The following is a 21,255-nucleotide window of genomic DNA, read 5'->3' on the forward strand; positions in this document are numbered from 1 at the left end:
CCACTCCTTTCCACTATATTGATACATTCAACAAAAAAGCGTGCAGACTCTCCATACCTTTCGGTATTTTGTCTACACGCTGAGGACTCCCGATTGGGAGTCCTCTTTTTAAGTAAAATATCAACCATAATCTTTAATAGAGCTTATATATTAATACTTCGAGTGTTTACTTTTTTAATGTTATTTGAATCAGTAATATCATACGTCACTACTTCTAAATATGCTCCAACTACTCCTTCAAACGAACCTGTTCCATTTACTTCAAAACTTCCCTCGCCATGACCTGAACGTAATGTTACACCATCATTTTTTATTTCTAGGTATTGATCTACACTTTATTACTTTATCGTTTAACCTGCATGGGAATCCAGTTCAAAAAAAGGAACTTCATTCTCTATAATAACCTCACTCACCTTATCAACCAGATATTTCGGGTTGTGTAAAGAGAATGGTATTCTGATCGATCTTTGCATATTTCTTATCCGTCTACATCGATAAGAAACGTTTTGATTTACTTGGGATTCCAATAACTATCTCGTTAACACGTAGCGGGCTAAACGGTTGATTAATTTGAAGAGCAGGAGTATTACTCACCCTTTTTCTTAAATTCCTGCCCGATTTGATCCGCCACCATAATAGCTGCTACTACATTTTCTTCAGTCAACGGAAAAGGCATGGAATGAATAGATTCTTCCAGTATACAAGCTTTCTGGGCGACATTGAGCAACTCGGATCTTGTGACATTCGTTACGCCAATATCAGCGAGACAAACTGGAAGACCCACACTTACACAGAAATTCAATACCTCGTTTATTTCTCCCTTGTTTGCATTTTCAAGGACTAATTGAACTAGCGTAGAAAATGCGACTTTCTCACCATGATAATACGAATGGGTTCCTTCCAACGCGGTTAAGCCATTGTGAATGGCATGCGCTGCTGCCAGACCACCGCTTTCAAATCCTAAACCTGATAACAGAATGTTTGTTTCGATAATATTTTCAAGCGCTGGAGTGACGATATTGGAATCACAGGATATTTTAGCTTTTAGACCGTCTTCAAGCAGTGTTTCATAGCAAAGCTTGGCAAGGGCAAGAGCAGCTCTTGTTCCTTTAGTTGGCTGACCAACTCCTGCATTTGCTCCACAAGGAAGTCCTGCATTCACATTCGAATAAGAGTTAGCGGTCGCTCTTGCTTCAAAGTAAGTAGAAAGCGCGTCCCCCATACCCGCAACTAGAAAGCGTGTAGGAGCATTAGCGATAACGTTTGTATCTATCAATACTACACTTGGACTTTGCTTAAAGTAAGCATAATCATCAAACTCCCCTTCTGGTGTATAAAGAACGGCAGAATGGCTTGTTGGTGCATCCGTCGCTGCAATTGTCGGCACAATAATTAACGCTTCTCCTTCTGCTACACATTTCGCAGTATCAATTGCTTTACCCCCACCTAATCCAATGGTGCAAGAACAAGCATGTTCCTTTGCAAGCTGTTGCAATCTATGAACTTCATTTCGAGAGCACTCTCCGTTGAAACCGCTTACAATAATTGTTACACCAAATTTTTCCATAGTTTGCTTAAGTTTATCTTTCACACGTGCTATATCATCTTGATGAGCAATAAGAAGAGCTGAATCACCAAATGTCTTGATGAAATACCCCAAATTGACTATTTCATTTTCACCCTGAACATACTTAGTTGGACTAATAAATGCTTTTCTCATTTGGGTAATCCTCCTTTGTGTTAATGTACCCCCATTATAGAGCTACCTTGTACAAAGATCATTGAACAATCCACTCCAAATAAAGCGCTTTCTCGTCGTATTATCTTATCCTCCAAGTACTAAAATGGTATTATCTTGTCCTGCCATACGAGGAACAGGGAGAAAAGACTCTTATTGAAGAAGGACTGTTCAAAGAGAAAGGTGTTCGGGTTCTTAAAGACAGCGTGAATACGTTAAAGAAGCTCAACTTGCAGCCTGACGAAAGATATTAAAGCTAATATGAGCAGTACGCTAGGTTAGAAAAGACACAATGTTGAAAAAGGAAGAGCCCCTTTCATATTGAAAAGGGGCCTGATTGACATTTACAACAAAGTGGTCTTCAAAGGGCAACTGAACCGTACATAAAAACTGCCATAACATGTAATACATAGCTGACAAGTCAGAAGTATGATATTAATCGGCTATTTTTTGAATCGTAGGAGCAATTGCTATTGGTGGAATTGACAAAGACCATGCTGTTGCATATATATTCAACTTTTCACCCAAAACGTAATCGTCACCAGTAGAAATAGGGACTCTTAATATTTTATTTTGAGAAGCTAATTCCCACCAATCATCTTTATAGGAAAGTGCGTCTTCTTGTGTAGAAGTATTTGCCACAACCATGTACATATCATCAATAGAAATAACATAGCCAGTGAAAGGGTGTTCCTCTTTCTCAATAGAAGAGATAGAAGCATGCTGTAAGACGGATTGGTTTGAATCCGCAAAAGCTGGTGCTACTCCCATCGTAAATCCAAACCCTAGTGTAAGAGTGGTTACTGCCGCTATTAATTTGTTTTTTGACATTTTCATAAATATGTCTCCTCCTTATATTTTGTCCGTACATAGTAGAAATTCTTTTTTCACCACAAAAAACCTCCGTTTTTTCTAATATTTAACAAATAAGACATAAATTAACGAAAATAAATGTAGGTGAAGTTATCTGAAGAGAATCCTCATCAGCCTTTTGTTTTGATTATGTAATGTCTTTTAGATCCATTCATGTCAGCATAAACACCATATCTTACAATTTTTAGATACCATTACTTCCTTTCATTTTTTACGCACCTTGAAGTTGATTTACAAAAGAAAAAATCGTTTCCTTATTTCTTAGGAGACGATTTTCTTCATTTTATTTCATCCTTGAATTTTTTCTATCCTTGCGCAACGCTCGTGCTGCCATTCGGTATCATTTGTTAGGCTGGCATTCAAAGATAAGTTTTTGAGTTTTGCTATCTCCCAAGCTCTTTTAAGTGTTTGCACTCAAGCAATGGCTCATTTCTGTCATTTCTGAGTCAGTAAGTTCCCTTGTTTTATTGATGAACCAAAGCTCTGCCATCCGTTGATGGACGAAAACTTAGCAACTATTAATTTCCTTCTGGCGGTCCCATAAGTTCTAAAGCTCTGTTGCCTTCTACTGATCCTAGAGAACCTATTTCTGGTCCGTGACTACCTGACATCTCATTTCTCCCCCCTGCTTTTTATGTATTGCTAAACGTAATCACCATATTCTACATAAAATAACACAACCCCTTTTTCGGTTATCCGTTAGAGGGGGGATCGCTGTACCCCTGTTCCCACAAAGGAATACATTCTAGCTAGTTGAAGGATGCACTGCTTAGACTTCTACACTAATAACATAGGAAATGAAGTAAAAACATTAATAATGATTATGTTAAAATCCCTTGCTAACCTTTAGAGCTTGGTCATTTTTTCGAACTACGCAGCTGCTTTGACTGAGGTAGCTACTCCTGACGTTCGTACAATCTTGCACAAACAATTAGATGATGCCATCGCTACTCATGAAAAAATAACAAACTACATGATGAGCAAAGGTTACTATCATGCTTATCATATAAACGAGCAAATTCAAATGGATATGAAGACCGCAAAAACAACCTTGAATCTTCCAGAGTCATCTCAATCAATATTTTAAAATAAAGTGTGGAGCTCTCTCGAATCCTTTTCCTTTTGGGAAAGGATTTTTGTTTGTTGATCCAATTGACCAATCTTGGCGTTTTAGTGTACCTGTTCTGTTAATATCCCACTCTCACTACATCTTCTAAAGGTATCCACCAGAAATCCTCATCATTCTTCAACTTCATTTGTTTAAACGTTGAATCAAACTTATCTACACATCCCCATGCAGAATCAATTACTCTCCTATCCTCTTGTGTTGCTTTCACTTGTCCACTCATAAGAAACAATATCAATATACAGAATAGAGGTTTTTATAGGTTTTTTATTAATCCTATAGATAGTATTACTATATTTTATTCTCATTTACATAATTATACATTTAAGTTAGAATGTTAAGAAATATCATGTTTTATTAATTTAGGAAGGGGATTTGTATGAATGAAATTTTAACTTCCACAACATTGGGGGAACTGATAAAAGAAAAAAGAGAGGAATTTGGAATCACTTTATCAGAATTATCAAGAAGATCGGGAGTTAGCAAAGGAATCATTTCAAAAATAGAATCAGGTGAAACAAAGCGTCCAGAGCTAAGAAATCTCAAACTAATAGCAGATACTATAAAAATACCTTATTGAGAGAGATGACTTAAAACGGTTGGAGGAATCGTTTAAAGTAGGAGAAGAAGGTTTGCATTATATTGATTTTCTATCTGACGACGAGAAAATAACGTTCTATTTCAGAATGTCATTACATGCTCATAACATTAAGAAATACTTTGAATGTATTGAACTATGTGAGGCTGGGATTCTTTTAGAAGAAAAAGATACAGAGTTAAAGGCTAGAGCGTATTTAGCAATGATTAACTCAAATTCTGACCTACATAACTATGACAATGTTGAAAGTCATCTGGAAGTCTTTAGGGAATTCGAGCATGGTTTTGTCCCAGAATCAACTATGATAACACAAGCAGTAACCAAAGCTAAGAAAAAAGAGTTTGACATAGCATTACCAATGTTGGAACAATATATGCTTGAATTAAGTAAAGTCAATAAATACATGTAATAAATGAACTACTGGGAATATACTCCCATTTGAACATCACAGATTCAATAGATGAAATAATTAGCAAGGAAGAAGAATTATTACCCGATAATCCACATACACCTTATAAAGTGGCATCGCTTGCAAGATACTATCGTCAAAAAGGTGCTTACCAAATAAATAAAGGACTTCTTGATGAAGGTATGGACAGTTACATTAACAGTTTAACAGCATACGGCGAAATAAACGCACTTGCAGAGATTACGGAATGTTTGCAAGAGATTTTCACCCACTTCTCCAAAATATCAAGGCCAATTGATTTGCAATATGTAAAAAAGTTAGAAAAAGCGTATAATGAAATAAGAGGAAAAAATTAACAATAGAAGAAGGATTGCAATGAGTAAGAAATACTCTCTAATGGTATTATCTCTAAGTTTAATCATAAATATTATGGTTTTATCAGTGGATGAAATAAAGCCCACAAAAAATCTGGTATTTTTCAGTGTGCGTGCAAATAACGCTGATCCTGGTCACTAATTCATTCTGAGATTTTTCAAGGCGCTATTAATTAGCGTCCTTTTTTGTGTGAAAATTTTGTGATTTTTTGTCATAATTTGAAGAACGTTTCAATTTTTTTATTCCACATGAATTATCAAAACGGTATGGTAAAATAATACATAGGAGGAAGAAAGGAGGTATCTGTAGTTATTTTGTGTCCTTTAACAATACAAAAAAAGGCGTCCCAAAAGCCGCTAAACTCACAGGAACGCCTATACCTTGAGCAACCAAAAATGTTACTCAAGAATATTCTACCACTCACTTACAGGATATGAAAACAGAAAATTCACAACTGGAAAATGATTTACAAAGGCTTATAGAAATCCTCCGCAAAGAATTAGAACAGGTATATTTCAAAAAAGGCTCTTTTTTACACCCAAACGTAATACAACTGAGCCAACAACTAGATGAGTACATCGTTATCTTTCAGAAGCTTAGACTCTAGTTGGTCGATATGAATAAGCTGTACGGGAAACTTATACGAAACCCAGTAGGGGTAATAATTAAACAGCCATGTTGGAATGGAAGAAAGTGAGATTAATGATTATCCCGTCCAAGTTCTTCACCAACTAATTCAAAATGATGCTAAGAAAATAGCAACTAATTATAAAGTCGTCAAAGAAGAGGCAATACATGGTCTATCTGGTGAAGATATAGATGGTGGTACTCTTGAGTTGAGAGGAACTGCCTTCGAGGAAAAAAGTGATAAGAAAGGGAAAAAGAAGTTTTATTTATATGGAAAGTATGAATGGACAGATAGTCCTCGTTGGGAATTAACTGACGGAATAAGTATTGGGTATCCAGTGAGTAATAAATGGACTTTGCCGATGTCAGCAAATGGGAAGGTTAAAGATTTTGAACTTCGATATTGTCATAAGCCAGATAACGTAGATAAAAAATGGAAGTGTTCCGAAAGTACCAAAGCAAAAGATTGGGACCCAGGTGTAGGAGTTGGTGGAGAAATAGATTTAAAAGCAATGCCAAGTAACAACCTTCACAAAGGATACATTAGTCAATATGTATATACAGACGAAAGGAATTCAGGATCAACCAATATTAAATTTCAATATGGCCACCAAACTTGGTCTGGGGATGTAGAATTTGTTATACTTCCAGCTGGACTTTCAATTAAACCTCAATCAGTAAGTAAAGTAATTGATTTCGGTATTGAATTTGATTATTAAAATTACTCGTATTATGGAAAGAAACCTCAAGTTAGTAATGTTAGTTTGAACGTTAAAACTTTTTTGCCTTCTTGAATCTCTTCTAAGATATTTTTCGAGGGTAGACAGAAATATTTGTACCCTCCTAAAATTCAAGACAAGTCCTCTTTTTGAAAGGGGACTTTCTCGTCTATCTAATCCCATCATTTGACGATGAGGATAACCTATATTAGGAGGTATTTATGAAATACTATTATTTATCTTTGTTATTGATATTTGCTTTTACGTTTTTGTTTAATTTTTTTGAAGTAATAAAATCATTATTGGAAAAAAACATGTCTCGTTATAAAACTTGTCGGATACTATCACTTATTAGTTTCTTATTGCTTATTACAATTTATATCTTAGCCTACACAAAATAAAATATGTACACCATAAACTTATGTAATAATAGAATAATTATATTGATTAATTGGGCTACTATTGTCATCTTTTATGGTAGCCCAATATCACTCCTCAGTCATCGTTATTTAATAATAAACACTCTATAGATGCTAGTTATATTTTATAAAAACCTATCAAGGATTTTGGATTAACTCTATCGGTTTTGCGGTGCTTGCCCACTAGCAATCCTTACTCGATCAGCCAGCTCCCCAAGATATTTCTCTTGCTCCTTCATCCCCATTGCGTCACTAACTTTCAAATTGTGTTTTCAAAACTAAAATAAGTTCATCTGCTAACATTTTATCCACAGGTGTTTCCCCCTTCATAATTGCATTCCAAAAATCTTGTTCCATACAGTTCATATCCACATTACCTTTAATACCAGCCACTTTCCCACAATCGGAATACTGGAATACCGCCCAGCGGCTCCATGTAGGGTTTGGCATAGGTTGGTTTGTATTGTAATGGGCTACCCACAAAGGAAAGCTAGATAAAGCTTTCCCAAGGTTACGTTTAGCAAAATAAGCTCCTGTGTAAATCATAGGCGTTTTTCCTGTGTGGCCCTTAACATGGTTAAGAAACGAAAGGCAAAACGTTGTAATCTGTGCAGGTGTTAACCCTTTGTCCGTCTCGCGGCATATCACACGTTAGCCCTTTAACCGTTTGTACAAAACGCTCTGCTTATACTTGGGCAGATAAATCAGGGTGGGCAAAATGATAATACCCCACTTTAATTCCTGTATTATTCGCTCCCTGAGAACCTTCTTTCAGCTTCCTTTCAACTAGGCTAATAGTATCCAGCATGTAAGCAATTGCAAAGATCCCAAAAATAAAAAGTTTTCTTGCTATCCCGATGAGTCCAATTTTGCTTTTTAGTTTCCCTTCTGCCGCTATACCACTTGCGTAGTAAAACATACAAAAAAATTAATACAGTGAGTAAATAAGACCATCCATCAATAAGACACGTAACTGCTGCACCTCCTACGGCTGAAAGAACTTTGATTACGTTTTCCATGTATCATAAATCACCAAACGCCTTTTCGACCTCGCTAGGCTCCTGCTTCTCCTGTTTCGGTATTACAACCTTGCAGCGAGATGCAATGGTAAGGCCCAGGTCGCTTGCTACTGATCTACATTGCTTGAATAATTTATCTTGGTTACTCAATAAATCTGAATAAGCTATGTTTGCTTCCTCCCATTCGTTCATGTCAATTACTGCCCCGTCATCATCATGAATTGCTTGTTTGCGTTGCACTGTCAATTCCGTTTCCAACAAGGCGTCTGTGGCCTTTATATACATCTTTCGGGCATATAAAAAGCGAGCCAATGCATCTACATCAAGATTAGTCATGATGCCGATATGCAGCAGCTCGCTTGCTCTTTTTAAATTCTTTTTTCAAGTCTTTCGGTAGGTAGCTAGGTGGCTTAACTTTGTCGTTTGCCGCTTTTATTTCTTGGGCTTTACGCTGTTCTATTTCTGCTTTTGTTACGTTTTTCTTTCCCTTGTAAAGCAACAAGTCAACTGGTTGCCTTGGTCTAGCCATCTCCTCACCTTCATTTCTGAAAATCCATTTAGGGAACTTTTTTACGGAAGACTACTACGCGGTCTAGCGTTAGCACTGTGCAGGTTTTCGATACCCACTACTCAATCCTTCCATTCCTATTAAAAACTCACCTTACCCACTTTCTGCGACTCTGTGAACGTCTGAATTTTGGCCTTGCTATGTATTGGTAGGTATTCACCCAATTATGCATGGATAATCACCCAAAAGGTATACAGATAAATATAATATCTAGAAAATTAAGATTAAGAAAAGGAGTGATTGTATTTGGCTTGTTATAATGTTCCTTATACCTATGAGCAATGTATGCAGGAGTGCACATCTGGAGAAAATCCAGGTACAGTTGAAGAATGCGAGCCTGTATGTAGACAGTATAAAACAAGACCTTGGTATACAATATGTACAGAATCTATGCCATATGCGCCTTCAACACCTTACGGCATGAGTCAACCAGTGCCTTACAGTCCACAGCCATATCCCTATCCTCTTAACCCTCAACCTCTTCCACCTATCCCTTATCACTATTATTCTTTTCTTCCTGACGATGATTGTGTTAGAGAATGCAGAAGACTGGGAATACCTTCTTTAAACTGCTGCTATAGATGTGGATATTGCTAACTGACATGCTTTGAATTAACGTTATGTTTGCGAACTCCGACTCAACAGTTACAGAAACAATGAGTTACCCCGTAAATGTTGTACAAATACTGTTCCAATAACAGGAATCTATAATTTAATAAAAAGTGGTAGTCTGGAATATATTTTTTCTTCCTGACTACTACTTCACTAAACACCTTCCATCATATAGATCATGTCTCGAATAAATTGATAGATTATCTCCAAGCGCCTCTATCTCTCTAGCAGTCTTCCGGCTATGACACTGCTCACATAATGGCTGCCAGTTGTTCCGATCCCAAAACAACGTCTTATCTCCCTTGTGTGGAATGATATGGTCAACTACTGTAGCACCCGTTAGGAATCCTTTATCAAAGCAATGTTTGCAAAATGGATGCTTTCTTAAAAATCCTATTCTAGCTTTTCTCCACTTGGCATCATAACCACGTTGCGTAGCTGATCCACGTTCCCGATCATATTGCTGGACTTGTTTCTTTTGATGCAAAGGGCAATAAAGCTTCGCGAGTTAATGTTGGGCATCTGGAATGCAAACAGGTCTTTAATGGTTTGCTAGGCATTGTTTCATCCCCCTTGTTTAATAGAAAAAATATCTATCAAAATGACCTATATATTTATTTCTTTTCTTTTGTGTACTTATTGCATACATCACGCAGCAAAAACTAGAGTTACTGTTGCAGAAATGAGGATTATTGCTTACAGAAACTACAGTTCAAACAGAGTTATTGCAACATGATGTAAACATTAAGCAAACGTATTTTTATTAGGAGATTTTTTTGATTCCAATAAAAAAATACATGATCCAAAAAGAGGATCATGTATAGTGATATCTTCTTTACAAAACGGGATTTCAACTTATTCTATGGAATCGTACATATCCTGCATACCTATCAAAACTACCTTGATACCCCCCGTTAATCCATCCGCCATCCCCATTATTCCAGAATTCACCATCTGTGAAAACCCACACTCCATAAAGAATGCTACCATAACGTACTGTATAAGATGTTTGAATGCCTTGTAGATTATGAGAATATCTTTGATTTAAATTATAAACCACCACATTCTTTTTTCCTTGACCCACTTGGTAAAAAGCATGGTAAAGTGTGTCTTTAACAAAATTCTCACGGGCATCATCTGCTGGAAGAACACTTTTTTCAGACTTATTAATACTTGGTGGAAATTGGTTTGGGGTGTTGATTACATTTTCACTCGCTAATGCTCCTGTCGCTCCTGCTGATAACATCAGAGACAATCCCATTAATGAAATTAAAAACTTGCGTACAACTTTCATTTTTACCATCCTCCTCCTAATTTCAATAATAAACCTTTATTGTAAAAAAATTACATAAGAGATTATGGATATATAATAACCTGTTAATTCTGTGTTTTCAATATACTTATTTTAATTATATTCATGCTTGACATAAAAATAGCCACCCGATTGATCGAGTAGCCTGTCCTTGCTTTTATTTACCTATTTCCATTTTATCACCTTATTCTTCAAATGGAGCGCCATTCTACCGCCAATATTCCGCCATGTAGCCGCCACTCATGAAGCCTCTTCCAATATGACCTCTGCTTTTAACATATGTGCAAGTAAATAGAATGCTCTTGCTTTCTGTCTTTCATTTGTCCGCTTGCTCATATTTAGTTCGCGGCACAGGAGGCAATCCAAGGCATCCTCCCGCTCTTAATATCTGTTCTGGATAAAAAAACTCATCTCTGTCTTTGAGAAGACGGCTTACAGCCCATTCTACACGTTCAGAGAGCCTTTTAACTTCTTGCTCTTGATCTACATTCCAAGCAGCGCAATTTGCTACTGGATCGCTGGTTTTGTTTGTTTGTCCATGAAGTCTTGGTTCATAGCTTGGGGTATTCACTATCTCTCTACGTACAAAACCAATTTGTTTATAGATCCGCGTATCTTCTAAATATTGTTCTATCTTCTTTTGTGGTGCTTTTGTGTTGCTTTTCTGTCGATCTCCGGTAAAAAAGATATCTGCTTACCCATCGCTATTCCCCCACGCTTACCCAAGATTTGTATTTAAGGCGTATTCTCCATTTGAAACATTAGAAATTCATCTTCCAATCCTTTTTAGTGAAGAAATGAATGATACTTAACTTGTTGTGCAAGTGCTGTACGATACTCTCTATGTAGTTCTAATAAAAAGTGACTGTTTGGTTCTTATCTTAATTGCTCATAAAGAAGTCCCTCAAATTTATTTACTTTTATCGTATGTTCTTGGCGTTGATCGGGAGTCATTTCCCAATCAAACAGCCTTGCATATTGTTGCGAAGTATATATAAATTTTCTGCATTAATTGTTGTTTTTCGTGAGTTAAAATTCAAAATTTTATCAGTTATGCAGTAATAATAAACTTTCGAAAAGAAGAATTTATAAACTGATCTACAATGGATTTAATGTTGATAAAAATGGACGTGCTAATAAATGTCCTCGGTGCTTAAATGAACAAATTAATGGTGGATAATATTGTAAAATATGTGGTGTTACGATAGTTAATAAATGTACAAGAACAGATTATAATGGCTACCCATAGTGCGAAGAAATTGCGGAAGGAAATGCACGTTATTGTACAAAATGTGGTGAGAAAACTACATTCTTTAAAGAGGGTCTACTAAAGCTTGGGAAGTTGAATTAGAAGAAAAATCAAAAGATGAGGTAGTAAAACACCCAATTTCCGATCTTTTTTCTATTAATACACCTAGAGACATTAGTGATGATGACTTGCCATTTTAGTATTTAATTGCTTATATTTCTTTTGATCCTGAGGACACACAACCGTTCAGGTTGTTTCCTCTACGCTTAAACCAGAACACACATTCTTATATTAAGGATTTTTAATAGAAACTGGAACACGAAAGGGTGAAGCCCTTGCATTGCAATGGAACTAATATAGACCTTGTCAATAATAGAGTAAGAATCGTTCAAACTCTCGATTACGAAGCAAAGACAAAAGAAGATTTATTCGGAGATGTAAAAACCTATCACTCCGAACGTGAAATCCCATTTACTAGTAGTCTTTCGGTTGAATTACAAAATCATAGGTCCCGTCAAAACGACCGTTGAGTTGTATATGAGAGCCCTCTTTTTAAATGAAGGGGGCTCTCAATCTCATCTCTCTATCTTCCCTATTCTTGCACAAAGCTCATGCTGCCACTCTGTGTCATTTGTCATACTGGTGATCAGGAATAGGTTTTTGAGTTTTGCAATCTCCCAAGCTTTTTTAGCGTTTGCACTCAGACAACGGCTCATTTCTGTCATTTCTGAGTCAGTAAGTTCTCTCGTCTTATTGATAAACCAAAGCTCTGCCATACGTTGGTGAACGATCCATATTTGCACCAGCTCCTTAATCTTGAAGGGGTACATCCAGCAAAAAATGGATTTACAACGTAAAGGAGTTTTGAATACGAAAAAAGCCGATTGTCACCACGTTAAGAGTGTAACCGGCTTTTTTGAAGGGGCACCGACAGATTTTGCATTCATCCCCATTTGATCGATAAACATTGGCACCTTGTACACTAAGGATGGGCTTGGCTGCACTGACGTGTACCCGCCGAGCGGACCGTAATTCTGAAAATGCCCGGGCCTGAACCCGGGCGCCTTCATACACCGCAAACAGTGGTTAACCACCTCCGCATCTAACGGTCGGAGTCGGCGTTATATCATGGCCAGGAACGCTCACCCTTGATCACCTGGGCGCTCAGTTCCAGATCACTTGTGTTCTTTAAGTCCGGGTGGGCCTTCTGCATCGCCGCAATCAGCTCAGCGGAATTCTTGGCCTGCTTTGCCGCAGCTTCAAATTCCGCAATGTAGTCACGGGTGAAGACAACGTTGGATGTATCTTCGGAGCTCTTGTCCAGGTAATGGCCCGGGATAACCCGCTCCGGCTTCAGGGAAAGAACCCGGTCCAGAATCTCCCGCCAGTGGTCACGGCTCTCCGGGGTCTGGTTGTCTGCCATCCAGACATGCAGGTTCTCGTAGATCGGCACTCCGCCCAGGATGGTCTTTTCCGACGGAACCCAAAGGACAGTGTGAGACGGATCCGAACCGTCGAGACCGATCACCTGCACGGTTTCGCCATCTACCGTCAGCTTATCCCCGTCAAGGACATCGGGGACGATCAGCGCGGTCGGGGCGTTTTCTTTCATGATCGGACTCCAGTAATCGCTCTTGAGCTGGATGGTTGACTTGATCCCTTCCACAGTAGCCGGGGTGGCTACGATCTTTACGTCAGGAAACGCCTCGCGAATCGCCGACAGGCCGAAGTAGAAATCCGGATCCTTGTGGCTGATATAAACCGTAGTCAGCTTCTTTCCAGTGTCGCGGATCATCTTGACCAGTTGCTCGGCGTTGTTCTTTTCGAATTGAGCATCGACGAGCAGCACTTCGTTCGGCCCTTCGATCAGGCTCGATGTGACGGAAAAGAGGCCGTTTTCTCCAGCGTTGAACGGCGTGATCTTCAGATCCGCCGCCGGTGTCTGAGTTCCTTCGCTCGCGGTATTCGTCTTACTCGCCTCGCTGGAGCATGCGCTCAGCAAAAGCGTGAAACAAAGCAACAAAATAACTCCGATTGATGATTTCTTACTAAACATCGGTAAATCTCCCTCTCCCTTAAATTAATAACGATTATCAAAACAGTAACGTAACGCCGTCAGCACAAGCTGCTCACTCAGATTCGCTTCCGGCATCGTCCAACACGTTCAACGACTGCGATTCCTTCCAAGCCGTCTGCAAAGAATTGAGAAACATGTCGGTTGACTGCGCCCCCGATACGGCGTATTTGCGGTCGATGACGAAGAACGGCACTCCGCTGACGCCAAGCCGGCTTGCTTCTTCCTCGTCAGCGCGCACTTCGGCGGAATAATCATCACCGGCAAGCACCTTGAGCGCTTCATCGCGATCCAACCCGACCTTCACCGCTAATTCCACCAGCGTTTCGTGGTCGCCCAAATGCCGGGAGTCGGTAAAGTATGCCCGGAACAGTTCCTGCGCCATCGGGTTCATTTTACCTTGCTTGAATGCGTACTTCGCCAACCTATGGGCATCGAATGTGTTCGTCAGAATTAAGGTGTCAAATTGGAAGGTAAGCCCGACTTCCTTCGCTTTACCGCTAAGATTTTCGTTCATCGCAATCGCTTGATCCCGGCTCATGCCGTACTTGGCGACCAGCATGTCATGCACGTCGTAATCCACGTCTCTCTGTGCTTTTGGATCAAGCTCGAAGCTTCGGAAAACAACCTCAACATCGTCTTTGTGCGCAAATTTATCAAGCGCCTCTTCGATCCGTTGTTTGCCGATGTAACAGAAGGGGCAAGCAAAATCGGACCAAACTTCAACTTTCATTCTGGGAACCTCCTTTCAATTTATTTCGAGATTTGAAGTTGTAACCAATTAGGTTACAATAATTCCAAAAAAAATGGGTTCACTTTTTCATGTTGATATGTTCGGCAAACTCGGAAAGTAACTCATGCATCGTTATGTCAGCCAGGATCGCTTCCATGGCGTTTTGGGCCCGTCTTACGATCAGTTCCAGAACGGCTTGAATGTTCGCACCGACCGGACAGTCGGGATTCGGCTGTTCAGGAAAAAAGCACCGCCTTTTCCGGCTCGAACGCCCGCCAATCCTGCTTTCTTTAGCTGCCCGAGTATTTTCCGAATGATAACCGGATTCGTTCCGACGCTACCAGCAATCCATTCCGACGAGCAGTGCGCATCCTTGGCCGTAGAAAGCAACGAAAGAATGTGAACCGCTATGGAAAATCTGCTGCTTATTTTTTCATTGCTGACACCCTCTCGATGTAACCATTATAGTTACAACATATAACGTGTGTCAAGAGGGCTTTTGATATTGTTAATTTTGTAAAAGGAACTTCGATATATTTCTTTGTTTTAGTTCAGATATACTGTTTTTAACAAAAATGTTCCTATTCTACCCATTTGCGGAACTACCTAAGATTGTTTTCCATAATTTTACACAAATTTGCCCCTGGTGTCACGGACGCTGGGATTGCCCCTTAGTAGCAGAAGTCTCTAGCATACTTGAGTCCGAAAAAACGGATGCAGAAAAACTTTCTGAGATTACCTCAATGATGGACGTAGCAAGAGAAAGCACTTGCTATGTTTGTTTACTCGATAGCAAAGAAGAGCATCCTAGCAAGACCAAAGGATTGTGCCAAAAGCATTACGGCGAATGGTATCAGAGAAACAGAATCGCGAGCAAAAAATATCGTAAAGAGCCCTACCCTGTGGCTCTTTTCAAACATACATCATATCTTTTTTATAAACATTGTGATTTTATATAAAATCCACAATAGACCACAAGCAGAACAAAATAATGTCAAATATACTGAAAACATCATTTATTAGAGGAGAGATAAACTTATGAAAATATACTGTAGACATCCATTTAAAACGAATGAAAAAGTCACCATCCCGCCGGGCTTTGGCTGCCACCCAGGACATCCAGGTTCAAAAGACTTGGTGTTTCCAGGCATTACATTTGGCACACCAGTTTATGCTATGGAATCAGGTGTAATAGCTGATGTAAGAACAAACAGACCCCATTGTCCAACTCCAGACTGCCCACAGTATGCTAATAATGTTGTGATCCGAGGTCAAGATGGGTTTTTCACAGAGTACAATCACATGGCACGAGCTACCAAGGTTGATCTCAGGGTTGATCCCAGGGTTGATCCCAGGGTTGGTCCCGGGGGTCGTCCATGGCGTTGGAATAGGCAATTACTAAAGATAGGAGACTCCATTACACGAGGTCAATTAATTGGTTTTGTAGATGATTCTGGTTATACTACAGGGCCGCATCTTCATGTTGGCCGATATACACCTGGTGATGATAAAACTTGGTGGAGCAGGCCAACTTGTGATTGGATGATACAGGGTGTCGATTCATTTCTTCAGTTCCCACCTTTAGATTGTCGTCCTATGCCTCGTCGCGTTGTACATGGCTACTATATTAGAAATAGCCCCTTTTATATGTAACTTTGAAATAAAGATTGTTAAAAATATTCCACAAATTCTTATTCTATAGCACATAAAAATGAATCCGTTTTGAAAAAAAGTTCAATCAAAATGAATTGGTTTTTTGATTGAACTTTCTATTTTATAAAAAATTTAATTAAAACTCACTTAGTATTCTTTAATCAAAAATGGGAAAAGCATCGCAACATTTTTCTAAACGTCGTGACTTTACTTTAAACATCGTGACTTTATTTCAAAGCCACAACCCCTACTCCACAGGCAGTACCTTCTATGGCTGTAAGATTTCCTTCCAAATAGAAAAAGCCGCCAGCTGTCCGACGACTAATTGCGTTTTTTCACGGCTTGTACCAACACGGCGAGCGAGATTAACAATGTAATTGTTTAAAAAACAGAAAAAGCCATTATATTATAAATCAAATATATAAATGTGATGAACGAGAGCGACGTTAATACAATACTTACTATATAGAGCACTTTTCGTAACCTTTCGAATTTACCCTTTAGGAGAAAAGGAAGAATTGCTAGATTAAGAAATATATACAAAGGTAAAAGGAATATAACCCAATTGTATGCTGTCATTTCATTCACTACTTTTCCATAATAATATCAAATGCACGTGCTACTTTTCTCTCAATTATAACCATATCCGCAGCGTTAACGGCTGCTGTCATACCAAAACCAGCACCTGCAAAAAAAGCGATCATTCTATCAGCGCCCCAACCTGATTTAATGCCTTTTACACTTGCCATAAGTGCCGATAACGAAACAGTTGAGGTTGCTACAAACGTAGCCTCTGCTTTTATTAAATCTAGAACTTTATCCTCATAATCAAACAAGTCGGCTTTGTTACTTGACGTTTGTTTTACATAGGTGCCTTCTTTACCGTTCCCGACATCCCAATATTTTTTTTCCACGACTCTTATCGATTACATAATAATAACCATAGTATTTTTCATGTGCACTCCTCACTATATCTTTCGCCGACCGCTTTTGTCTGTCTTTTTCTTTCTTTATCTGTTCCTCAGGGTCTGCTATGGAGACCTCCGTTAGGGTGCCATCTTCATCGAACTCTATAGTATGATTCATTTTATCATATGTAGCCTCAGTAATTCCATTTTTACTTTCTACTCTAACTACTCTTTCACTATCATTATCCTCTAAAATCTCAATCTTATATTTATTTCCTTGACTGTCTTCAAGGGTTTCTGCTTCAACAATTTGATTAGATTCATCCATAGCAAAAACAGGAATACTAGATGAGGCCATTACTGATAAAACAAGAGCACTAGATAAAATAACTTTTTTCATTTTTTCCTCCTTGGGAATATATACTAATTTTTTTACATAAATCGGTATAATAGTTATTGTTTTAAATATCAATAACATATTGGAAACACATATGGCATGAGCAACAATGAAACCGGGACGGTTGCAGCCCGATAACCTTGCGAAAATATGCGAAGTGCTTGGCGTTGAGATTACGGATGTACTCGAACTTTCGGACGAGCGTCTCTAACATACATAGATAGAAACCGTTTGAAAAGCTATTGAAAGTTAAATGCAAACACCCCACCATAGATAGTCTGGCGGGGTGTTTGCTGTATACCTGTTACAACAGGTAATACATTGTATGTAAATAAAAAAGATAGTGTTAGGCTTCTACACTGACCACATCCTCAACAGGTATCCACTAAAAATCCTCACCATTTTTTAACTTAATCTGTTTAAACGTTGAATCAAACTTCTCTACCCATCCCCAAGCTGATTCTATCACTCCTCTACCCTCTTTTGTCTCTTTCCACCAGCTAATTGTAAGGGCATAGTCATATTGACGTGAGTCAGATATTCTGTAACAAAACTCGACTAGCTCATCTTCTTCAATGGTCGGTTTCTCAATCAGTTTCTTATCTTCATGAAACTGACGTAACATTTCTGCATGTTCTGGCAAGTGAATTTTGTTACAAGCGGATCAAGTATTTTGCTAGCCATAAAAACATCTCTTTAAATACGAATGTGCGTTCTTATTTTATTAGATGATGAGGAGATTATACAATGGTTAGAAATGGTACAATTAGAGAAAAAGGAGGCTTAGTATTTTTCTAAAATCAGTATAAGCAAAGGGCCCTCCAACAGTTTACTTTTCTGTCTGAGTTTATGTAAGCTATGGTGGAGCTAATATTGCTTACTTAAAAACTGTAGAGTACTATCATGTAAAAAAATTCAATTTTTGAGAGGATGTAATTTGTTGTGGATGGATTTGCTTTTTTCGGTATGCTAAATGTTTTGATTTATTTTGGAGTAATTTTTTTCATTTTCTACTCTGTAGTTACTGTTATTAAAACGATGAAGCAAAAAAATGAAATATTAAAAGAAATACGGGATGAGTTAAAGAAAAGTAATAATAAATCTGCCTAGTGAAAAAACAGTTAGTACATCGAGCTGGGTTGAAGATGCCCAGAGGCTGGGGATGGCTCAGATACCCTAAGAAGTATGCTTATAACAAGGCGTATAATAGAACTACGTTTGATGTAATTAAGGTGATTAAGAAGTTGTTTAAATAAAGTTAACCCTCTAGGGCTTACTAGGGGGTTATTCTGTGTATAAATGATTTAAGGCTCCTTTACCGCCCTCCTCCTTCGCTATGTTAAGGGAGGCTATCATTAACAGAGAACAAATTTACAAAACGTTAACATTAAGCCCTGACATTTTATGTAGGGCTTAATGTTAAAACTTTTACACGCTAATCAACTTTTTTCTTTCATTAACCTCAAATTCAAAACGGCTCTTGATCATTTGATTGATTTGTTTTGTTGAATTAATAAATCTCAAATTTTGACGAATTTCCTCAAAGGTAAAATCCTCAAGAAGTTGAATAAACGCGGAGTTAACAAAAGAAGATGGTACACCATCTACTCCACTGAAAGAGATAGTAACTTGTTAGCCCTTAGCGAGTTTTGGCTTGATTAAAGCGAGGATTACTTCCCCATCAGCATTGAAGTAACAGCGTTCAATGTAATCTAATATATTGATCACCATGTTTACTCAACATCTAAACAACTTTTGATGTTTGTTTCTGCTTTAATTTTGTGATTTACTTTTTTTCCATGACTGCAAAGTAATTTTTTTCATTATCAGCAAAGTTAAACACTCTACCAGAAGGCATACTTACAATTTCCCCGACTGTAATTTTTTTATCTGAAAAGTCTTTATATAACTTATCGAGATTTCCTGAGAAAAACATCAGCGAAGGTGTATTAAGATTTAATTCAGGCTGCATTTTAGCTATTAATTCCTTATTGTGGAGAATGATACTCGTTTCTGCTTCATTTGTTGGAGCAATTTCAATCCATCTTAACCCTTGGCCATTATCTTCTTCAGAAACTACGCTAAACCCTACTTTTTCTGTCCAAAATTGCAATGCCTCATCTTGGTTATTTACATATATCATAATTTGACCGACTTTATTAATCATTTTCTTCTCTTCCTTTCTACTAGTTCAGTTAATATTGATTTTTTACTTTTGAGCATTCCATTATACTTTGGCATCAAAATCATATCATTTTACTCCATCTTTATTTTAAACGATCAATTTTTTTAAAAGCTACAGCATTATCTGCTGATTGTAATTGTGAAACTTGTTCATATAGGTCTGTTACAGCTATCATCGTGTCTTTATTCCTTTTTTCGGACTTCAAGTTTTGTTCATACATGTCTGTGACGGTGAGCATTAAATCCCGCTTTTCTTTTTCAAGCTGTTCAACCTGACTTAATAATTTCTTTTTCTCTTGCTCCAATTTCTCTTTAGCAGCACGCAGTTTTTCCAAATCAGTTGATTTTGCGATTTCCAAATCCTATCACCTCACTTAGTCGAAGGAAAAACCAAACGCATCAAATTCAATTGGGCCTAGACTATCATTCGCAAAGATAGTGATTCTTACGTTTAGTCCCCATTTCTCTGCTTGCTTCACCCGATTTTGTAACTCAAGGTAATCCCTACTTAAAAACGCTTGCGTCATGTCTTCCCATGTAGGTGATTCATCCGCAGCATTGTTACTTACCTCTACCAGTAGTCTCGCTGGAGTAGCACCGTCTTCAGCTATCTTATCTATCGCAATCCTTGGCCTTTACACACTTACTACATGGATGCAGTCCTGACTTGATAAAAGGAAACACGCCATGCCTTTGATTGGGTGCCGAAGGACGATTGTCTCGAAGTGCCTTTGCTTGGCTTTCTAGCCCTTCTTTACTCACGTTTTTTTTTGCCACTTTCCTTCTCCTACTCTCTTTTGATGGAATAAAAAAAGACTCCCTACTTTTGGTCTTTGGTCTTACCCCTGTCAAGTAGACAGTATTAAAAAAGCCTAAGCAACCAGTGTGTTTCGGTATTCCACCGGAGCACACTGGTTTAAATTTTTTGGAATCGTTCATGGTTATAAAACCATATGTATTTTTTAATGGCTTGAAAGAGTTCTTCTTCTGTTTTACACTCAAAAAAGTACAATGTCTCGGTTTTGAGATGCGAAAAAAAGGATTCAATGTAGGCGTTATCGAGGCAGTTTCCTTTGCGAGAGTGGCTACCTTTTATGCCGTTCCTTTATTAGCTTATTGTACTGCTTAGACGTGTACTGGAAGCCCTGATCAGAATGCAGGATCGCTTCCTGCACGTCTCTTTTTTTGCTCAGTTGTTCCACAGTATCTAGTACGAGCTGTAAGTCATTTCGATGAGAAACCTTCCAACTAACAACTTCGTTGTTATAGAGGTCCTGGATGACTGAGAGGTAGTAAAAGCGACTTTGAAACGATACAAAGGTGATATCTGTTACATACAAATGATTTGGCTTGTCCGTTTTAAACTTACGGTTAAGTAAATTAGGAGTAATAACAGATACTGTTTTACCAAAATAACGTCTCTTCTTTCGGATAATAGACTGAAGGTTTAGCTCCTTCATCAACCGGTATACTCGTTTGTGATTCACCTTCCATCCTTTCTTTCTTAAAGCAATTTGCATTCTTGGATATCCGAAGTATGGATGAGCTTGGTGGATCGCTATTAGATGTTCCTTCAGATTTTTCCATACCTTCCCCCCAGATGCAGATTCGGATTGCGCTTTTTTAGGTATTCTACCTGCGCTTTAAGATAATCTCTTTATT

28 protein-coding genes and 5 pseudogenes are annotated in these 21,255 nt (G+C 38.2%); 9 read left to right on the top strand and 24 right to left on the bottom strand.

Annotation, left to right across the window (positions count from 1 at the left end; genetic code table 11):
* Positions 1 to 353: 353 nt before the first annotated feature.
* The 4 genes and pseudogenes from BrL25_RS26445 to BrL25_RS25415 all read right to left on the bottom strand — a co-directional run.
* A pseudogene (locus tag BrL25_RS26445) lies at positions 354 to 588 on the bottom strand (dihydroxyacetone kinase); the annotation flags it as partial.
* Positions 587 to 1,720 (bottom strand): glycerol dehydrogenase, encoded by a 1,134-nt coding sequence (locus BrL25_RS00965; RefSeq protein WP_099327217.1) that lies wholly within the window; start codon positions 1,718 to 1,720, stop codon positions 587 to 589. The gene BrL25_RS00965 and the pseudogene BrL25_RS26445, both read right to left, overlap by 2 nt.
* A 453-nt stretch (positions 1,721 to 2,173) precedes the next feature.
* Positions 2,174 to 2,575, bottom strand: a complete 402-nt coding sequence (locus BrL25_RS00970) for a hypothetical protein (RefSeq protein ID WP_018673982.1) — start codon at positions 2,573 to 2,575, stop codon at positions 2,174 to 2,176.
* Between the two features lie 324 nt (positions 2,576 to 2,899).
* Positions 2,900 to 3,101 (bottom strand): annotated as a pseudogene (locus tag BrL25_RS25415) (DUF7667 family protein).
* Positions 3,102 to 3,464: 363 nt separating this feature from the next.
* Between BrL25_RS25415 and BrL25_RS00980 the strand changes: the two are divergent.
* Positions 3,465 to 3,698, top strand: coding sequence for a spore coat protein (locus BrL25_RS00980; protein WP_018673980.1), 234 nt, complete (start codon positions 3,465 to 3,467; stop codon positions 3,696 to 3,698).
* A gap of 100 nt (positions 3,699 to 3,798) precedes the next feature.
* Here the strand turns inward: BrL25_RS00980 and BrL25_RS25025 are convergent, their stop codons facing one another.
* On the bottom strand, positions 3,799 to 3,948 hold the full coding sequence (locus tag BrL25_RS25025; protein WP_018673979.1) for a hypothetical protein: 150 nt from the start codon (positions 3,946 to 3,948) through the stop codon (positions 3,799 to 3,801).
* A 168-nt stretch (positions 3,949 to 4,116) separates the two neighbouring features.
* On the opposite strand from BrL25_RS25025, the gene BrL25_RS26345 reads away from it, so the two are divergent.
* From BrL25_RS26345 to BrL25_RS01005, 5 genes are all read left to right on the top strand, one after another.
* Entirely contained in the window at positions 4,117 to 4,317 is a 201-nt protein-coding gene (locus tag BrL25_RS26345) for a helix-turn-helix domain-containing protein (protein ID WP_026315354.1), read from the top strand.
* A 52-nt stretch (positions 4,318 to 4,369) separates the two neighbouring features.
* Positions 4,370 to 4,744: a hypothetical protein gene (locus BrL25_RS26350; protein WP_026315353.1), complete on the top strand. Its 375-nt coding sequence runs from the start codon at positions 4,370 to 4,372 to the stop codon at positions 4,742 to 4,744.
* A gap of 29 nt (positions 4,745 to 4,773) precedes the next feature.
* The gene (locus BrL25_RS26355) at positions 4,774 to 5,100 is read left to right on the top strand and encodes a hypothetical protein (RefSeq protein WP_026315352.1); all 327 of its coding nucleotides are present in this window, start codon (positions 4,774 to 4,776) and stop codon (positions 5,098 to 5,100) included.
* Positions 5,101 to 5,552: 452 nt separating this feature from the next.
* Entirely contained in the window at positions 5,553 to 5,726 is a 174-nt protein-coding gene (locus BrL25_RS01000) for an aspartyl-phosphate phosphatase Spo0E family protein (protein ID WP_081621656.1), read from the top strand.
* A 76-nt stretch (positions 5,727 to 5,802) separates the two neighbouring features.
* Entirely contained in the window at positions 5,803 to 6,465 is a 663-nt protein-coding gene (locus tag BrL25_RS01005; protein ID WP_018673977.1) for a hypothetical protein, read from the top strand.
* Between the two features lie 671 nt (positions 6,466 to 7,136).
* On the opposite strand, the gene BrL25_RS01015 is transcribed toward BrL25_RS01005, so the two are convergent.
* The 10 genes and pseudogenes from BrL25_RS01015 to BrL25_RS01065 form a co-directional block, all read right to left on the bottom strand.
* Positions 7,137 to 7,532, bottom strand: coding sequence for a GH25 family lysozyme (locus tag BrL25_RS01015; RefSeq protein ID WP_206765458.1), 396 nt, complete (start codon positions 7,530 to 7,532; stop codon positions 7,137 to 7,139).
* A gap of 37 nt (positions 7,533 to 7,569) precedes the next feature.
* Positions 7,570 to 7,803, bottom strand: coding sequence for a phage holin family protein (locus BrL25_RS24605; protein ID WP_018673974.1), 234 nt, complete (start codon positions 7,801 to 7,803; stop codon positions 7,570 to 7,572).
* Positions 7,804 to 7,906: 103 nt separating this feature from the next.
* Positions 7,907 to 8,432, bottom strand: a pseudogene (locus BrL25_RS01025) (phage terminase small subunit P27 family).
* A 796-nt stretch (positions 8,433 to 9,228) separates the two neighbouring features.
* A complete protein-coding gene (locus BrL25_RS01030) occupies positions 9,229 to 9,570 on the bottom strand; it encodes an HNH endonuclease signature motif containing protein (protein ID WP_328150820.1) in 342 nt (113 codons plus the stop codon).
* A 363-nt stretch (positions 9,571 to 9,933) separates the two neighbouring features.
* Entirely contained in the window at positions 9,934 to 10,377 is a 444-nt protein-coding gene (locus BrL25_RS01035; protein WP_018673973.1) for a hypothetical protein, read from the bottom strand.
* 334 nt (positions 10,378 to 10,711) lie between these two features.
* Positions 10,712 to 10,966 carry a hypothetical protein gene (locus BrL25_RS01040; RefSeq protein WP_018673972.1) on the bottom strand — a complete coding sequence of 85 codons (255 nt, stop codon included), beginning with the start codon at positions 10,964 to 10,966 and terminating at the stop codon, positions 10,712 to 10,714.
* A 1,253-nt stretch (positions 10,967 to 12,219) separates the two neighbouring features.
* The gene (locus BrL25_RS01045) at positions 12,220 to 12,441 is read right to left on the bottom strand and encodes a DUF7667 family protein (protein WP_026315351.1); all 222 of its coding nucleotides are present in this window, start codon (positions 12,439 to 12,441) and stop codon (positions 12,220 to 12,222) included.
* A gap of 329 nt (positions 12,442 to 12,770) precedes the next feature.
* Positions 12,771 to 13,700: an MBL fold metallo-hydrolase gene (locus BrL25_RS01055; RefSeq protein ID WP_018673969.1), complete on the bottom strand. Its 930-nt coding sequence runs from the start codon at positions 13,698 to 13,700 to the stop codon at positions 12,771 to 12,773.
* A 73-nt stretch (positions 13,701 to 13,773) separates the two neighbouring features.
* A complete protein-coding gene (locus BrL25_RS01060; protein WP_018673968.1) occupies positions 13,774 to 14,451 on the bottom strand; it encodes a DsbA family oxidoreductase in 678 nt (225 codons plus the stop codon).
* 79 nt (positions 14,452 to 14,530) lie between these two features.
* Positions 14,531 to 14,880 (bottom strand): annotated as a pseudogene (locus BrL25_RS01065) (Rrf2 family transcriptional regulator).
* Positions 14,881 to 15,489: 609 nt separating this feature from the next.
* Between BrL25_RS01065 and BrL25_RS01075 the strand changes: the two are divergent.
* Positions 15,490 to 16,104, top strand: coding sequence for a M23 family metallopeptidase (locus BrL25_RS01075; protein ID WP_018673966.1), 615 nt, complete (start codon positions 15,490 to 15,492; stop codon positions 16,102 to 16,104).
* 587 nt (positions 16,105 to 16,691) lie between these two features.
* On the opposite strand, the gene BrL25_RS25420 is transcribed toward BrL25_RS01075, so the two are convergent.
* Positions 16,692 to 17,018: a geobacillin-26 family protein gene (locus BrL25_RS25420; protein ID WP_018673965.1), complete on the bottom strand. Its 327-nt coding sequence runs from the start codon at positions 17,016 to 17,018 to the stop codon at positions 16,692 to 16,694.
* Complete coding sequence (locus BrL25_RS25425) at positions 16,984 to 17,412, bottom strand: geobacillin-26 family protein (protein ID WP_018673964.1); 429 nt, start codon at positions 17,410 to 17,412, stop codon at positions 16,984 to 16,986. The genes BrL25_RS25420 and BrL25_RS25425 overlap by 35 nt, the downstream gene beginning before the upstream one ends.
* 106 nt (positions 17,413 to 17,518) lie before the next feature.
* On the opposite strand from BrL25_RS25425, the gene BrL25_RS01085 reads away from it, so the two are divergent.
* Positions 17,519 to 17,620, top strand: a complete 102-nt coding sequence (locus BrL25_RS01085) for a helix-turn-helix domain-containing protein (protein ID WP_081621655.1) — start codon at positions 17,519 to 17,521, stop codon at positions 17,618 to 17,620.
* A 174-nt stretch (positions 17,621 to 17,794) separates the two neighbouring features.
* Here BrL25_RS01085 and BrL25_RS01090 read toward each other — a convergent pair.
* Positions 17,795 to 18,093 (bottom strand): annotated as a pseudogene (locus BrL25_RS01090) (YolD-like family protein).
* A 258-nt stretch (positions 18,094 to 18,351) separates the two neighbouring features.
* On the opposite strand from BrL25_RS01090, the gene BrL25_RS24610 reads away from it, so the two are divergent.
* Positions 18,352 to 18,519: a hypothetical protein gene (locus BrL25_RS24610; RefSeq protein WP_018673962.1), complete on the top strand. Its 168-nt coding sequence runs from the start codon at positions 18,352 to 18,354 to the stop codon at positions 18,517 to 18,519.
* Positions 18,520 to 18,837: 318 nt separating this feature from the next.
* Here the strand turns inward: BrL25_RS24610 and BrL25_RS25430 are convergent, their stop codons facing one another.
* From BrL25_RS25430 to BrL25_RS01110, 6 genes are all read right to left on the bottom strand, one after another.
* A complete protein-coding gene (locus BrL25_RS25430; RefSeq protein ID WP_272898245.1) occupies positions 18,838 to 19,032 on the bottom strand; it encodes an STAS-like domain-containing protein in 195 nt (64 codons plus the stop codon).
* Positions 19,033 to 19,195: 163 nt separating this feature from the next.
* Entirely contained in the window at positions 19,196 to 19,576 is a 381-nt protein-coding gene (locus BrL25_RS01100; RefSeq protein ID WP_018673961.1) for a VOC family protein, read from the bottom strand.
* 100 nt (positions 19,577 to 19,676) lie between these two features.
* On the bottom strand, positions 19,677 to 19,952 hold the full coding sequence (locus BrL25_RS01105; protein ID WP_018673960.1) for a hypothetical protein: 276 nt from the start codon (positions 19,950 to 19,952) through the stop codon (positions 19,677 to 19,679).
* Positions 19,953 to 19,967: 15 nt separating this feature from the next.
* Positions 19,968 to 20,120, bottom strand: coding sequence for a hypothetical protein (locus BrL25_RS24615; protein ID WP_018673959.1), 153 nt, complete (start codon positions 20,118 to 20,120; stop codon positions 19,968 to 19,970).
* A gap of 389 nt (positions 20,121 to 20,509) precedes the next feature.
* Positions 20,510 to 20,689: an IS3 family transposase gene (locus tag BrL25_RS26450; protein ID WP_119732611.1), complete on the bottom strand. Its 180-nt coding sequence runs from the start codon at positions 20,687 to 20,689 to the stop codon at positions 20,510 to 20,512.
* Positions 20,679 to 21,224 carry an IS3 family transposase gene (locus tag BrL25_RS01110; protein ID WP_119732610.1) on the bottom strand — a complete coding sequence of 182 codons (546 nt, stop codon included), beginning with the start codon at positions 21,222 to 21,224 and terminating at the stop codon, positions 20,679 to 20,681. Before BrL25_RS01110 ends, BrL25_RS26450 begins: the two co-directional genes overlap by 11 nt.
* Positions 21,225 to 21,255: the final 31 nt, after the last annotated feature.

The sequence above is a fragment of the Brevibacillus laterosporus DSM 25 genome, assembly GCF_002706795.1.
Taxonomy (GTDB): domain Bacteria; phylum Bacillota; class Bacilli; order Brevibacillales; family Brevibacillaceae; genus Brevibacillus_B; species Brevibacillus_B laterosporus.

Excerpts from the sequence above, each read along its gene's own strand:
- BrL25_RS00965 (WP_099327217.1), bottom strand. The coding sequence starts at position 1,720 with ATGAGAAAAGCATTTATTAGTCCAACTAAGTATGTTCAGGGTGAAAAT.
- BrL25_RS00970 (WP_018673982.1), bottom strand. The coding sequence starts at position 2,575 with ATGAAAATGTCAAAAAACAAATTAATAGCGGCAGTAACCACTCTTACA.
- BrL25_RS26345 (WP_026315354.1), top strand. The coding sequence starts at position 4,117 with ATGAATGAAATTTTAACTTCCACAACATTGGGGGAACTGATAAAAGAA.
- BrL25_RS01000 (WP_081621656.1), top strand. The coding sequence starts at position 5,553 with ATGAAAACAGAAAATTCACAACTGGAAAATGATTTACAAAGGCTTATA.
- BrL25_RS01005 (WP_018673977.1), top strand. The coding sequence starts at position 5,803 with ATGGAAGAAAGTGAGATTAATGATTATCCCGTCCAAGTTCTTCACCAA.
- BrL25_RS24605 (WP_018673974.1), bottom strand. The coding sequence starts at position 7,803 with ATGTTTTACTACGCAAGTGGTATAGCGGCAGAAGGGAAACTAAAAAGC.
- BrL25_RS01035 (WP_018673973.1), bottom strand. The coding sequence starts at position 10,377 with ATGAAAGTTGTACGCAAGTTTTTAATTTCATTAATGGGATTGTCTCTG.
- BrL25_RS01055 (WP_018673969.1), bottom strand. The coding sequence starts at position 13,700 with ATGTTTAGTAAGAAATCATCAATCGGAGTTATTTTGTTGCTTTGTTTC.
- BrL25_RS01060 (WP_018673968.1), bottom strand. The coding sequence starts at position 14,451 with ATGAAAGTTGAAGTTTGGTCCGATTTTGCTTGCCCCTTCTGTTACATC.
- BrL25_RS01075 (WP_018673966.1), top strand. The coding sequence starts at position 15,490 with ATGAAAATATACTGTAGACATCCATTTAAAACGAATGAAAAAGTCACC.
- BrL25_RS25425 (WP_018673964.1), bottom strand. The coding sequence starts at position 17,412 with ATGAAAAAAGTTATTTTATCTAGTGCTCTTGTTTTATCAGTAATGGCC.
- BrL25_RS01085 (WP_081621655.1), top strand. The coding sequence starts at position 17,519 with ATGAAACCGGGACGGTTGCAGCCCGATAACCTTGCGAAAATATGCGAA.
- BrL25_RS01100 (WP_018673961.1), bottom strand. The coding sequence starts at position 19,576 with ATGATTAATAAAGTCGGTCAAATTATGATATATGTAAATAACCAAGAT.
- BrL25_RS24615 (WP_018673959.1), bottom strand. The coding sequence starts at position 20,120 with ATGACGCAAGCGTTTTTAAGTAGGGATTACCTTGAGTTACAAAATCGG.